At 63.6% G+C, this 13,012-nt stretch carries 11 protein-coding genes; 3 read left to right on the top strand and 8 right to left on the bottom strand.

Features of this window, described 5'->3' with window-relative positions; all coding sequences use genetic code 11:
- Genes WDU96_RS12910 through xylA form a run of 3 tightly spaced genes read right to left on the bottom strand, consistent with a single transcriptional unit; the run spans position 1 to position 3,424 of the window.
- Positions 1 to 837, bottom strand: a complete 837-nt coding sequence (locus tag WDU96_RS12910; RefSeq protein WP_337338940.1) for a transposase — start codon at positions 835 to 837, stop codon at positions 1 to 3.
- 43 nt (positions 838 to 880) lie between these two features.
- Positions 881 to 2,188 (bottom strand): xylulokinase, encoded by a 1,308-nt coding sequence (gene xylB, locus WDU96_RS12905; RefSeq protein WP_337338939.1) that lies wholly within the window; start codon positions 2,186 to 2,188, stop codon positions 881 to 883.
- 48 nt (positions 2,189 to 2,236) lie between these two features.
- The gene (gene xylA / locus WDU96_RS12900; RefSeq protein ID WP_337338938.1) at positions 2,237 to 3,424 is read right to left on the bottom strand and encodes a xylose isomerase; all 1,188 of its coding nucleotides are present in this window, start codon (positions 3,422 to 3,424) and stop codon (positions 2,237 to 2,239) included.
- A gap of 110 nt (positions 3,425 to 3,534) precedes the next feature.
- On the opposite strand from xylA, the gene WDU96_RS12895 reads away from it, so the two are divergent.
- Positions 3,535 to 4,713, top strand: a complete 1,179-nt coding sequence (locus WDU96_RS12895; protein WP_337338937.1) for an ROK family protein — start codon at positions 3,535 to 3,537, stop codon at positions 4,711 to 4,713.
- Here the strand turns inward: WDU96_RS12895 and WDU96_RS12890 are convergent.
- The 4 genes from WDU96_RS12890 to WDU96_RS12875 form a co-directional block, all read right to left on the bottom strand.
- On the bottom strand, positions 4,702 to 5,976 hold the full coding sequence (locus tag WDU96_RS12890; protein ID WP_337338936.1) for an ROK family transcriptional regulator: 1,275 nt from the start codon (positions 5,974 to 5,976) through the stop codon (positions 4,702 to 4,704). The two genes, WDU96_RS12895 and WDU96_RS12890, sit on opposite strands and share 12 nt — an antisense overlap.
- A gap of 17 nt (positions 5,977 to 5,993) precedes the next feature.
- Positions 5,994 to 6,998: a sugar phosphate isomerase/epimerase family protein gene (locus WDU96_RS12885; protein WP_337338935.1), complete on the bottom strand. Its 1,005-nt coding sequence runs from the start codon at positions 6,996 to 6,998 to the stop codon at positions 5,994 to 5,996.
- 48 nt (positions 6,999 to 7,046) lie between these two features.
- The gene (locus WDU96_RS12880) at positions 7,047 to 8,204 is read right to left on the bottom strand and encodes a Gfo/Idh/MocA family protein (protein ID WP_337339059.1); all 1,158 of its coding nucleotides are present in this window, start codon (positions 8,202 to 8,204) and stop codon (positions 7,047 to 7,049) included.
- Positions 8,205 to 8,321: 117 nt separating this feature from the next.
- Positions 8,322 to 9,371, bottom strand: coding sequence for a substrate-binding domain-containing protein (locus WDU96_RS12875; protein ID WP_337338934.1), 1,050 nt, complete (start codon positions 9,369 to 9,371; stop codon positions 8,322 to 8,324).
- A 229-nt stretch (positions 9,372 to 9,600) separates the two neighbouring features.
- On the opposite strand from WDU96_RS12875, the gene WDU96_RS12870 reads away from it, so the two are divergent.
- A complete protein-coding gene (locus tag WDU96_RS12870; protein ID WP_337338933.1) occupies positions 9,601 to 11,118 on the top strand; it encodes a sugar ABC transporter ATP-binding protein in 1,518 nt (505 codons plus the stop codon).
- Positions 11,115 to 12,164 carry an ABC transporter permease gene (locus tag WDU96_RS12865; RefSeq protein WP_337338932.1) on the top strand — a complete coding sequence of 350 codons (1,050 nt, stop codon included), beginning with the start codon at positions 11,115 to 11,117 and terminating at the stop codon, positions 12,162 to 12,164. The genes WDU96_RS12870 and WDU96_RS12865 overlap by 4 nt, the downstream gene beginning before the upstream one ends.
- A gap of 125 nt (positions 12,165 to 12,289) precedes the next feature.
- Here WDU96_RS12865 and WDU96_RS12860 read toward each other — a convergent pair whose 3' ends face one another.
- A complete protein-coding gene (locus WDU96_RS12860) occupies positions 12,290 to 12,859 on the bottom strand; it encodes a hypothetical protein (protein ID WP_337338931.1) in 570 nt (189 codons plus the stop codon).
- Positions 12,860 to 13,012: the final 153 nt, after the last annotated feature.

Genomic DNA, 13,012 nt, shown 5'->3' with positions numbered 1-13,012 from the left:
CTACAGATCGTCGAGGGACGCTCGGGCTCGGTCTGCGATGCGCTTCGAGGTGAGAGCGGTTTCGGCGGCGGCCGCATACTCGTGCTCCAGCTCTTCGATCGTCTTTGCGATCAGGCCGGCCTCTGCTTCCCGCTTCGCGATATCTGCACGCAGGTCGTCGATTCGCTCGCGAACATGATCGGCGCGCTGGCGCGCTTCAACCCGTCGCGCGCCAATCTGGCCGAGCGCTCGCGCGGCCTCGTTCGCGACCCGGTCGGCATCTCGTGCCGCTTTCTCTGCTGCTTTGCGCGCGCGTCGCTCGGCGAGGTCATCGACGACCGCCGACGCTGCTGGCGCGGTGCCGGGAAGTGAACCACCCACCGAATCGACTGAGGGTGCTGCGCCGCCTGCTTCAAGAGGCGTGACCAATCGCGCGGTGCTCACAGCAGCTGCGGCGGAGGCGTCCAAAACTGCGGCGTTGATGGTCTTCTCGATGTCGGCAAGAGCAGCAGGGCTTACCGAAACTCCCTGTTGCTGAGCCAGATTGACCGCGCTGCGGGCCAGAGCAGCCACCAGCGCACGGCGCTGCGGAGCGAGCAGCGCAAGCTCGGCGGCATCCAGATCATCTTGAGCTTCTCGAAGGGCGGTGGCGAGTGCCAACGCTTCATCGAGCTGACCGGCTCCGACGAGCAGATTGACGGCCCACGCGGCCACCGTGGGCTTGCGAAGCCCCTTGATTGCTCGCGCAAGCGCACTCGGAGCCGTCTGCGCGCGAGCGTTTCGCTCAGCGGTGAACTGGTCAGGCCGCAACGCGTAGAGTTCTGCGGCGACGTCATCGAGGCCGCTGTCGGATGACATGGCCCTATTGTGCCTCGAACTGCCTCGCAAGAAGGTGCGCGTCTCAGCTGGACGCCAACACGTTGGCCGCCTGCCGCGCAGCACCAAGTGCGACATACTCGCCGGGCTCGGGCACCTCGACTTCGAGGCCCAGCACGAGCGGTGCGATCTGCCGTACCGCCTCCGACTGTGCGCCTCCGCCGACAAGAAGCGCGCGTTCAAGTGGCACGCCGAGTGCACGCAGGGCATTCAAGCCGCCAGCCAGGCCCGTGAGCATTCCCTCAACAGCCGCACGGGCGAGGTTCTCGCGGGTGGTTGATGCCAGCGTCATACCAGAAAGCTGCGCTGTCGCATCGGGCAGATTCGGAGTCCGCTCCCCCTCGAAATACGGTACGAGCGCCAAGCCGCCAGCGCCCGGCTCTGCCTGCAGAGCCAGCCGGCTGAGCTCAGCGTGATCAACGGCGAGCAGCCGACCGATAGCATCCAGCACGCGCGCCGCGTTCAACGTTGCGACGAGGGGCAAGAAGTGTCCGGTGCAATCGGCAAAGCCCGCGACGGTGCCCGTGGCATCGATCGTGCGTTGCTCGCTCACCGCAAAGACGGTGCCGCTCGTGCCGATCGATACGATGACGTCGCCCACGCCCGCGCCGAGGCCGAGCGCTGCGCCCGCGTTGTCTCCCGCGCCGGGAGCCACCCGGCGTCCCGCGGCATCCACCACGAACTCTTTCGGGCCGAGCACCCGAGGAAGCACGGCGTCGCGACCGAGCGCTGCCGTCAACAGTTCGCGATCGTATCCGTCGGTGACCGGGTTCCAATATCCGGTTCCTGAGGCGTCCGAGCGATCGGTGACAAGCTCTTCGAGCACCGGGCCGAGTTCTGACTCCGCCGCCGGGCCGTATCCTCGCAGTCGCCACGTGAGCCAGTCGTGCGGCAGGGCGATGGCGGCCACTCGGGCGGCGTTTTCGGGTTCATGATCACGCAGCCAGCGCAGCTTCGTGATGGTGAACGACGCCACAGGCACCAACCCGGTGCGTTGGGCCAGGGCGTCGGCACCAAATTCAGCGATCAGATCGCGAGCGGCGTCTGCCGATCTCGTGTCATTCCACAGCAGAGCAGGCCGGATGACGTTTCCCTCGTGGTCAAGAACAACCATGCCGTGCTGTTGTCCGCCCACCGACCATGCGGCGATGTCGTCCAGACCGCCAGCATCCGCGACAGCCGAGCCGAGCGCCTCCCACCAGGCTGATGGATCGACCTCGGTGCCGTCAGGGTGCGAAGCCCGCCCGTGGCGCACGATCTCGCCCGTCACGGTGTCGGTCACAAGCACCTTGCAGGACTGGGTCGACGAATCTACTCCCAATACGAGCGCCATGGCTCTCTCTTTCACTTCGGTAGCGCGTGCGAGGCCCTGGTTGTGCCGCTAGCGCGCGCCGAGCAGGTGCTCTGCAGCGAGCTGTTGCAGGCGCACGAAGCCGAAGCCCTTGCCGCCGACATACTCGTCTGCGTTGAAGTCTTCGTAGGCGGAGCGATCCGCGACGAAATCGTCGTAGGTTTCACCCTCCCCAAGAGTCGGCACAGAGAGCTCGTACACCTTGGCTGCCTCCAGCGCTTCTTGCACCTCGGGGTCGGCGCGGAAGGCGTCTGCCCGTTCCTTGAGCAAGAGATACATCCGCATGTTCGCGGCTGCAGATTCCCACACACCCTTCTCGTCTTCGGTGCGGCTGGGCTTGTAGTCGAAGTGGCGCGGTCCGTCGTAGGCCGGTCCGCCGTCAGGACCGCCATGCTCAAGCAGATCCACGAGGGCGAACGCGTTGTAGAGGTCACCATGACCGAACACGAGGTCCTGGTCATACTTGATGCCGCGCTGACCGTTGAGATCGATGTGGAAAAGCTTGCCGTGATAGAGCGCCTGGGCGATGCCCGCGGCGAAGTTGAGTCCCGCCATCTGTTCGTGACCGACTTCGGGGTTGAGGCCAACGAGCTCGGGACGCTCAAGCGAGTCGATGAAAGCCAGCGCGTGCCCCAGGGTCGGCAGCAGGATGTCTCCGCGCGGCTCGTTGGGCTTGGGCTCGATGGCGAAGCGAATGTCGTATCCCTTCTCGGTGACGTAGTCACCGAGGAAGTTGACGGCTTCGCGGTAGCGCTCGAGCGCCTGGCGTACGTCTTTCGCAGAGTCGTACTCTGCGCCTTCACGACCTCCCCACATGACGAATGTCTTGGCGCCGAGCTCGGCTCCGAGGTCAAGCTGACGAAGCACCTTGCGCAGGGCGAAGCGGCGAACGTCGCGATCGTTCGAAGTGAAGCCACCGTCTTTGAAGACCGGCGCCGAGAAGAGGTTCGTCGTGACCATCGGCACAATCAGCCCGGTGTCGGCGAGAGCTCCCTTGAGGCGATCGATCTGTTTTTGTCGCTCCGAGTCGGTTGAGCCGAACGCGAAGAGGTCGTCGTCGTGGAAAGTCAAGCCATAGGCACCTAGCTCCGACAGTTTCTCGACGGCGTGCACGACATCAAGCGCTGGTCGCGTGGGGCCGCCGAAGGGATCGGTTCCGTTGTAGCCGACTGTCCATAGACCGAAGGAGAACCTGTCGGCGCGAGTGGGGTGATTCATGGTTGCTCCTCATTGAACGTAATAAGTTGTTCGATACAACCTATCGTACGAACCCGAGATTCGCGAGTCAAACGACAAATCCTCCCAGCCGGTTCATCTATGGTGAGATCATGAGCGAGATGGGGCTGAACGGCGAGGAAGTACGCCGACAGAATCTCGCGCATTTGGTGCGACTGCTGCACCGTGAGGGTCCGACCTCGCGATCGCGGCTGACAGAAGCTACCGGCCTCAATCGGTCGACCATCGCCGACCTCGTAGGCGAGCTGAGCCGCCGCGGCGTGGTGGAGGAGCAAGCGCCCACGGGTGCTCATCGCGTGGGTCGACCGTCACTCGTCGTGCGCACGCGCGGAAACTGGATGGCGATCGCCGTCAACCCCGAGATCGACGCTGTGACCTTTGGTGCGGTAGCGCTCAACGGTGTGGTGATCGCTCGCGAGCGTATCGAAGTCGCAGGAGCACCCACACCCGAAGCCACCGCGCGCATGATCAACGAGCAGATCGAGCTGTGGAAGGCCGGGCCGCTCGCCGACGCACGACTCGTCGGCATCGGCATCGCCGTACCAGGCCTCGTTCGCACCCATGACGGACTTGTCAGAAACGCGCCCCACCTGGGCTGGCATGACGTGCCGTTGCGCGATATCGTCAGCGAGCTCACACAGTTGCCGACCGTGATCGACAACGACGCGACCCTCGGTCTCGTCGCGGAACACCTCTTCGGCGCTGCCAAGGGCGTGGCTCACGTCGTATACCTCAACGGCGGCGCGAGTGGTATCGGTGGTGGGATCGTTGTGCACGGACTGCCCGTCCGCGGCGCGAGCGGCTACGCGGGCGAGTTCGGCCAGAACCGACCGGGCATTCTGGCCGACGCCGACCGAAGGGCACCCAACGGAGTGCTCGAAGACGAGGTCAGTCGTGCCCGCCTGCTCAGTGTTGCCGGCCTCAGCAGCGCCGATGAACCCACGCTTGCACACGTGCTCACGCACGCCATCGGCGACGCGGCCGGCGATGAGATTGCAAGACAACGCCGCATTCTGGCTACCGCGCTGGCGAACGCGGTGAACGTGCTCGACCCGCAAGTGGTCGTCTTGGGCGGGTTCCTGGCTACGCTGGCTTCGACCGACACCGTGGGACTGGCGACGTTGGTGCGCTCCCACGCGATGAACGAGATCGGAGACGATTTCGAGCTCAGAGTTGCTGGTCTCGGCGAGGATCGTCTGCTCATCGGCGCTGCCGAAGCTGCCTTTGCGCCTTTGCTGTCTGACCCCGCCGCGCTAGCTTCAGAGCTTTAGAGCCGGCCGACTCTCAAGGTTCGACGCAATCGCCCCGTCCACGCGCTGCTGACTGGCGGGGTCGTCAACGAGCGGTGCGAACACCAACTCCGCCGCACCGATCAGCAACAGCCCATCGCCAAGTTGCGTCGCCGCGAGACTCACCTCTTCGCGCGCCCCGGGCAATGACGGACCGATCCGGTCGGTCAGCGCCGTCTCGCCCGCGGCAAGAAGAATCGCCGCCAGGTATCCACCGAGCACCAGTTGAACCGGGTTCAGTGCATTGATGATGGTGCGAAACGCTGTCGCGAGATACGGAAGCTGGCGGTGAAGCTCACGCCCGCACGCCGATTGTGGATGGTGCCACGCGTCAGAGACGAGCGCGTTCATCTCGGCTGCCGTGGAGGGTCTGGCGCCAGCGGCAGCGATAAGGCGGTCCAGTCGAACTTCGGTTTCGAGACATCCCACGGCACCGCAGTGGCAGCTCGAACCCATCGAATTGACGAGCGTATGCCCGAACTCTCCCGCGTGCCCGCCACTGCCGCGAATCAGCTGCCCGTCGATGACGATGCCGCTGCCGATGCCGCTCGCGCCGCCGTTCAGGTAGACGATCACGCCCGTGCCGCTCGCCGCACCGAAGGCCACCTCAGCCAAGATGCCGCAGTTTGCATCGTTGGCCCCCACCACGGGTAGACCGATCTTCGCCTCGAGCATCGCGGCGACGGGCACGTCGCGCCAGTCGAGGTGTGGTGCCAATAGCACGCGCCCGTCAGCTTCTCGCACGAGGCCGGGAATTGCCAGGCCGACGCCCACCGAGCGCAATCCCAGCTGGTCGGGCCGCATGCCCTCGATGATCGCGCCGACGATGTTCACGAACTCAGCAGGAGTCGGGATGTGGTCGTTTGCGTAGCGCACGCGGTGCACCACGCGCCCGCCAAGCGACACGAGCGCCACGTCGATCGTGTCTACTTCGGGGTTGACCGCGATCGCAACGGTCTGTGTCGACGCAGACACCGCGGCGCTCGGACGTCCCACTTTGCGGGTCGGTGTGGCGGCGTGCGCGTGCACCAGTCCGCGCTCCTGAAGCTCTGCTACCAGACCGCCGATCGTGGAGCGATTGAGACCGGTTGCACGAGTGAGCTCCGCGCGAGAGAGGGGTCCAGAGCGGTGCGCGAGAAGGAGCACTTGCCGCAGGTTCTGGCGCCGGATCTCGTCGACCATCGTGCGTGATGCGGTGCCGGAGTGAACTTTGCCCGCCTCATGCACCGCATCACGCTCGGGCACTGTTTGATGAACCGAAGTCAGGCTTGCGAGAAGGCTGCGTCGAAAGCAGCTTCCGAAGGCACGTAAGTCGAGAGACGGCGCATGAATGAGAGTGCTTCTGGCGCTCCGACCAGTCGATCCATGCCAGCATCCTCCCACTCAACCGAAAGCGGGCCCTCGTATCCGATCGCGTTCAGCATGCGGAAGGAGTCCTCCCACGGCACGTCTCCGTGCCCGGTCGAGATGAAGTCCCACCCACGCCTCGGGTCGGCCCACGGCAAGTGCGAAGAAAGTCGCCCGTTGCGACCGTTGCTCAGGCGAACCTTGGTGTCTTTGCAGTGCACGTGGATGATCTTGTCGCGGAAGTCCCAGAGGAAGGCCACGGGGTCGATCTGCTGCCAAACCATGTGGGAGGGGTCCCAGTTGAGGCCGAATGCTTCCCGGTGACCGATCGCCTCGAGCGCGCGAACAGTCGTCCAATAGTCGTACGCGATTTCAGACGGGTGCACCTCGTGCGCGAATCGCACTCCCACCTCGTCGAACACATCGAGAATGGGGTTCCACCGATCGGCGAAGTCCTGGTATCCGGCGTCGATCATCGCATCAGACGCGGGTGGGAACATCGCCACGCACTTCCAGATCGACGATCCGGTGAAACCCGTGACAATCTTCGCTCCGAGCTTGGCGGCGAGCCTCGCGGTGTTCTTCATCTGCTCGGCTGCGCGCTGACGAACGCCTTCTGGGTCGCCGTCCCCCCAGACTTCATCCGACAGGATGTCGCGGTGGCGCTGATCAATCGGATCGTCGCAGACCGCTTGCCCCTGGAGGTGGTTGGCCAGTGCGTACACCGAAAGCCCGTTTCGCGCGAGCGTGTCGAGCTTGCCCTGGACGTATTCGTCATCATCCCACCGCGAAGGATCAAGATGATCTCCCCAGCACGCGATCTCGAGGCCGTCGTAACCCCACTCGCCAGCGAGTCGAGCCACCTCCTCGAAGGGAAGATCCGCCCATTGCGCGGTAAGAAGAGTAATCGGTCGAGCCATGTCGCTTGCCTTTCGTCGTCGAATCAGTGACAGGAGAGTAGCCGGCGGTCAGCCGACGGAAGTCCAACGGCCGGAGTCATCAGAGCTGCGCGTCACGGCGTCAAGAACGTGCTGAACGTGAAGTCCATCGTCGAACGACGGCGAAGGTGACACGCCATCGCGAACGGCTGTCACGAAGTCGACGACCTGGTGCGAGAAGCCGTGCTCGTAGCCGAGCATATGCCCGGCTGGCCACCATGGCGCAAGATATGGGTGTTCGCTCTCAGTGACGAGAATCGTGCGGAAGCCCTGCTCTGTGGAGGGCAAGGTCGCGTCATAGAACTCAAGCTCATTGAGGCGCTCGAGGTCGAAAGCCAGTGCGCCCAGCGACCCAGAGACTTCGATGGTGAGCGAGTTCTTGCGGCCGGTGGCGAAACGGGTTGCCTCGAAGCTGCCAACCGCAGAGAATCCACCCTCGGGAGCTGCGAAACGCCCCGAGAACACGGCGACGTCGTCGACGTCAACGGTGCCGCGCTCGGTCGATGCGGTGCCCGACAGCCCGATGCCTTCGCCCAGCAGGGGCCGTTCGGTGACGATGGTCTCGAGCAGGCCCGACACCTTCTCCACATTCAGTCCCGTGATGTACTCAGCGAGATCGACGGCGTGGGCCCCGATGTCGCCGAGGGATCCGGAACCGGCGCGGTCTTTCTGCAGGCGCCACGTCATGGGCCCGTCGGCATCCATCAGCCAGTCTTGGCGATAGGCGGCCCGCACCTGGCGAATATCTCCCAACCGCCCGTCTGCAACAAGCTGGCGCGCGAACGTGGTCGCAGGAACGCGCCGATAGGTGAACCCGACCATCGACCGAACGCCCTTCGCGGCGGCGCGCTCGGCGGCATCGCGCATCGCCAGCGCTTCCTCGACGGTGTTGGCGAGCGGTTTCTCGCACATCACGTGTTTGCCCGCATCGAGCGCGGCAATGGCGATCTCGGCGTGCGAATCGCCCGGGGTGACGATATCAATGATGTCGATGTCGTCGCGGGTGATGACCTCACGCCAGTCGCTGGCAGCCTCGTTCCACCCCCACTTGTCTGCGGCAGCCTGGGCGGCCTGAGCGTTGCGCCCAACCAGAACGGCCATCTCGGGCTGCGCTGGCAGATCGAAGAATCGGGGCGCCACTCGCCACCCCTGGGAGTGGGCGGCGCCCATGAAGCCGTAGCCAATCATGGCGACGCGAAGTCTCTCAGTCACGTTTCTCTCCATCGAGTATTGGGGTTTCATCGCACTGGGCGAGTGCCCAGCATAGTGGGGGCCGCGTTGACCGCGGCCCCCACTATCGTCGGGTCAGGAAGCGAACGCGAGATCGATGTACTGGTCGACATTCTCCTTCGTAACGACCGGTGCGTCGAGCACGATGCGGTTCGGCACGCTCGGCGTGATCAGATCGCTCATCGTCTTGCCCTGTGCGATCAGACGCGCAAGGGCGATACCGTCAGCAGCCTGAGTGGAGGGGTAGATGATGGTGGCCTTGAGGACCGAGTCATCGGCTTCGATGAGTTCCATCGCGTCGCGCGAGCCGGCACCACCGACCATGAAGAACTCGTCACGACCTGCCGAGTTGATCGCGGCGAGGACGCCGATGCCCTGGTCATCATCGTGGTTCCAGATGGCATCGATCTCGGGGTTGGCCGACAGCAGCTGAGAGGTCACAGTTTCGCCACCCTGAACCGTGAAGTCTGCGGCAACGCGAGCCGAGACTTCAAGGCCGCAGTCATCAAGAGCCGCTGCGAATCCTTCGGAGCGATCCTGGGTCAGGGGCAGGGAGTCGATGCCAGCGATTTCAGCAACGATTGCGTCGGGGTCGTCCCCGAGCTGCTCACAGATGTAGGTGCCAGCGCTGACTCCCATTCCGTAGTTGTCGCCGAGCACGGTGGTGCGAGCGGCGAAGGGACTCGAGAACTCACGGTCGACGTTGATCACCGGAATACCGGCGTGCATCGCCTTGATGGCCACCTCGGTCAGCGCCGCGCCATCGCTGGGCAGCAGCACGATTGCGTCGACGCCATCGTTGATGAACGTTTCGACAGCGGCAATCTGAGCCGTCACATCGTTGGTGCCTTCTGCGAGCTGCAGCTCTACATCGGAGTAGCTGTCGGCTGCGGCGATGGCGCCAGAGTTGATGGCGCCGAGCCAGCCGTGGTCGGCAGCCGGACCCGAGAAGCCGATGGTGACGGTCTCGCCGGCCTCAGCATTTTCTTCGGTAGTGGTGCCCTGGTCTACGACTGACTCGTCTTCGGCCGTGGAACCGGTGCAGCCGGCCAGCAAAGCGATCGCCGCTACCGAGGCTGTGGCGCCCCAAACCATTCGTCGCGCGAGGGAACTCTTGATTGCCATGAATCTCTCCTTTGAGGTGATGCAATGTTGCATGAGTGTGGTGCTGTGTCGCCGGCGATCCGTCGGGAACGGTTCACTCGAATTGGCGTTCGCCACAACATAACATCACTTCAGTTGCCATGTCTAGCGCTTTTCCGCCGCCGCATGTTTGCGCGCAATCCGCGTAACGACGCGGCAACAACCCGAAGAAACGGGTGCGGATGTGCCCCCAATCTGTTATGTTGCGGGAATGATCAAAGTCGACCACGAGGTAGTCCTCAACGTCCGAGGGCTGTCGAAGTCCTTCGCAGGCGTGCGCGCTCTGAAACATGTAGACCTGGAAGTACGCGCTGGCGAAGTGCATTGCATTCTCGGCCAGAACGGTGCGGGCAAGTCCACAATCATCAAGACGCTGGCAGGCGTGCATCAGCCTTCCAGCGGCGAGATCATCTGGCTGGGAAAAGAGACGCAGATCGAGTCTCCACTCGACGCTCTCGGCCTTGGCATCGCCACGATGTACCAGGAGCTCGATGTCGTCGACGGGCTGACCGTGGCGGAGAACATCTTCCTGGGGCACGAGCTGCAGCGCGCGGGGTTCACTAAGCGCGCCCAAGCCAACCGGCTGGCCAAAGAGCTGATGAAGCGGCTCGGGCACAGCTCACTATCGCCCAACACCGAAGTGGGAACGCTGAGCGCAGCCAACAAGCAGATCGTCAGCATGGCGCGCGCGCTCTCTCACGATGTGAAGCTCATCATCATGGACGAACCTTCAGCGGTGCTTGACAGCGAGGAGGTACAGAATCTCTTCGGCGTCGTTCGCGAACTGACCTCCGCCGGAATCGCGGTGGTGTACATCACGCACCGGCTAGAAGAGATTCGCGAGATCGGTGACCGCATCACAGTCATCAAAGACGGACGAACCACAGCGACATCATTGCCGGTCGGAGATACCCCCACAACAGAGCTCATCCGGTTGATGACCGGCCGCACGGTAGAGAACGTGTTCCCCCCTGCCACCCCGATCGCCGCTGACGCGCCCGTGGTGCTGGAAGTGCGCGACCTCGCGCTCGAAGGATGCTTCGAAGATGTGTCATTCAGCGTCCGAGCGGGTGAGATCGTCGGCCTCGCCGGGCTCGTGGGATCAGGCCGCTCCGAGATTGTCGAGACCATCTACGGGGCCCGGCGAGCGACATCCGGAACAGTGCATGTGGGAGGCAAGCAGCTTCGACGCGGTTCGGTCGTAGCCGCGGTCAACGCGGGAATCGGGCTCTCGCCCGAAGAGCGAAAGAGCCAGGGGCTTGTGCTCGAACAGCCCATCTATGTCAACGTGACGCTGTCGTCAATCAGCCGGTTCGCCAAGAACGGATGGCTGCGAGAAAATTCCGAACGCAACGTGGCGCGCGAACAGATCGAAGCGCTTGATTTGCGCCCCGCTGACCCCGATCGAGCTGCGATCACGCTGTCGGGTGGAAACCAGCAGAAGATCTTGTTGGCGCGCTGGCTCGTCCACGGCACCGAAGTGCTGCTGCTGGATGAACCGACCCGGGGTGTTGACGTGGGTGCGCGCACCGAGATCTACGCACTCATCCGTCGCCTCGCAGCCGCAGGCAACGCCATCGTTGTCATCTCGAGCGAGATCGACGAGGTGCTCGGCTTGGCCGACAACGTGCTCGTCGTCGCCGAAGGGCGCGTGCTCGACACGATCCCCGCTTCACAAATCGACGAGCACGGAGTGCTCGACCTTGTTATGAAAGGAACTGCCGCGTGAGTCAGCAGACACCCCCGGGCGTGGAGTCCACCGACCCGGCGACCACCACCACGGTCACCACAACCGAGGACCCACCGATCTGGCGAAAGGTGCTGGGAAGCTCCACCGGCCGCAACATCGGCCTGATCGTGGCGCTCGCGCTCATCTTCGTCACGGGAGCAATCACCGCGGGAGACAGCTTCACAAGCGTGAACAACATTCTTGTCATCCTTCGACAAGCCTCCATCATCGGAGTGATCAGCATCGGAATGACCTTTGTGATCATCTCGGGAGGCATCGATCTGTCGGTGGGCTCGGTGATGGGTTTGGCCTCGGTAGTGGCGACCCTCGACGTGATGCAGCACTTCGTCGATCAGACGCATTGGATCCTCATGGTCGTCGTCGCTATCGCGGTGGGCATCGTTGCCGGCATCATCAACGGAGTGGTGATCGCCTATGGCAACGTCGTCGCGTTCATGGCGACGCTCGCCATGCTGGTGGCCGCCCGCGGCCTCGCCGAGATTCTCGCGGAACGTCGTACGCTCACTGTTGACTCCCGTGACTTCATCGACTTCATGAACGCTGACTTCCTCGGCGTCGACATTCTCATCTGGATGTTCGCGCTGGTCGCGCTCGCGGGTTGGCTTGTTCTCAACCGCACCACCTTCGGGCGGCGCACGGTGGCAATCGGAGGAAACCGCGAGGCGGCGCGTCTGGCGGGAATCAATGTCAAGCGCCACACCGTGTGGCTGTATGCGATTGCGGGTCTGAGCGCCGGCATCGCCGCGGTCATGATCCTCGGACGCACGACCGCTGGCACCTCGACCCATGGCACGCTCTATGAACTCGACGCGATCGCTGCGGTCGTTGTGGGTGGAACGCTGCTGATCGGCGGCCGCGGAACCATCGTCGGCACGGTGTTCGGCGTTCTCATCTTCGCCACATTGTCGAACGTGTTCGTTCAGAACAACCTGTCGTCTTCGGTGCAGGCGGTAGCGAAGGGCATCATCATCGTCGTGGCGGTGCTGCTGCAGCAGCGCTTCGCAGCACGGGGCGCTCGAGAATAGGTTCGCGCCGACGAAAGCGGCGCCGGTTGCGAGAGTCATCTCGCAACCGGCGCCGCTTTCACATGCTCGGGGCCCTCTCACCAGCGAAGCGATCGCCGCGTCACCGGAATGCAGGGCACCGCAGTTCAGCGGCGTTTGTTGCGCAACTGAATCATCACCACAACCGCCGCAACGCCTGCGACGAGGAGGCCACCAAGAACCACCACAATAAGCAGCGCGTTGTTGCCAATGCCGTCGGGCGCCGCCGCAACAGAGGGGTCATCGCTCATGACCGCCTCGTCGTTCGATTCAATCTCGATCGGTGGTGCGAGCGGCTCGACGTTCACTTCGATGGACGCCTGAGCCAACTGTGGCGTGGTTGTCTTCGCGGTGACTGTCCACTCCCCCTCCTCAAGTATTGGCTCTTCGGTTACCCAACGCCCGATACCTTGGTTGGACGAGATCAGCGCAACGGGGCCCACCGTTGTGCCATCGGCAGCGACTGCGGTCACAACCGCATCCATGATTGCTTCTACAACGTGTGCGTCGCGGGTGTACCGAGCGGATACGGTGAAACCACCTGCTCCGTCATGGGCCACCTTGAGTTCGTAGGGTCCACCATGCGCCGAAGCTCGAGTCGGAAGCACGGCGATTGAAATGATCAGCGCCGCAACGAGCACAAGCGCGACGCGCCTTGCGAGCAGAGATACAGTCATGGAAATTCTCCGTTGAATTCTCGGACACAGATAGCCGGTCAGTGTCGACTGCCCGGCTATCCATTGTCTCTCAGAGGTCAGTAGTTGCCGAGGTCTTGCCAGGGTGAGCTGCCGGGGGTCGCGTTGCGGGTCCACCACTTCGCTTTCCAGACG

It is taken from the genome of Microbacterium marmarense, from assembly GCF_037204165.1.
GTDB classification, from domain to species: domain Bacteria; phylum Actinomycetota; class Actinomycetes; order Actinomycetales; family Microbacteriaceae; genus Microbacterium; species Microbacterium marmarense.
The sequence above is the reverse complement of the archived record's forward strand: the minus strand, read 5'-3'. Positions and strand labels throughout refer to the sequence as shown.

What these genes read in the sequence shown, in the direction of transcription:
- WDU96_RS12860 (WP_337338931.1), bottom strand. Translation starts at nt 12,859, where the DNA reads ATGACTGTATCTCTGCTCGCAAGGCGCGTCGCGCTTGTGCTCGTTGCG.
- xylA (WP_337338938.1), bottom strand. Translation starts at nt 3,424, where the DNA reads ATGAATCACCCCACTCGCGCCGACAGGTTCTCCTTCGGTCTATGGACA.
- WDU96_RS12895 (WP_337338937.1), top strand. Translation starts at nt 3,535, where the DNA reads ATGAGCGAGATGGGGCTGAACGGCGAGGAAGTACGCCGACAGAATCTC.
- WDU96_RS12880 (WP_337339059.1), bottom strand. Translation starts at nt 8,204, where the DNA reads ATGATTGGCTACGGCTTCATGGGCGCCGCCCACTCCCAGGGGTGGCGA.
- xylB (WP_337338939.1), bottom strand. Translation starts at nt 2,188, where the DNA reads ATGGCGCTCGTATTGGGAGTAGATTCGTCGACCCAGTCCTGCAAGGTG.
- WDU96_RS12870 (WP_337338933.1), top strand. Translation starts at nt 9,601, where the DNA reads ATGATCAAAGTCGACCACGAGGTAGTCCTCAACGTCCGAGGGCTGTCG.
- WDU96_RS12875 (WP_337338934.1), bottom strand. Translation starts at nt 9,371, where the DNA reads ATGGCAATCAAGAGTTCCCTCGCGCGACGAATGGTTTGGGGCGCCACA.
- WDU96_RS12885 (WP_337338935.1), bottom strand. Translation starts at nt 6,998, where the DNA reads ATGGCTCGACCGATTACTCTTCTTACCGCGCAATGGGCGGATCTTCCC.
- WDU96_RS12910 (WP_337338940.1), bottom strand. Translation starts at nt 837, where the DNA reads ATGTCATCCGACAGCGGCCTCGATGACGTCGCCGCAGAACTCTACGCG.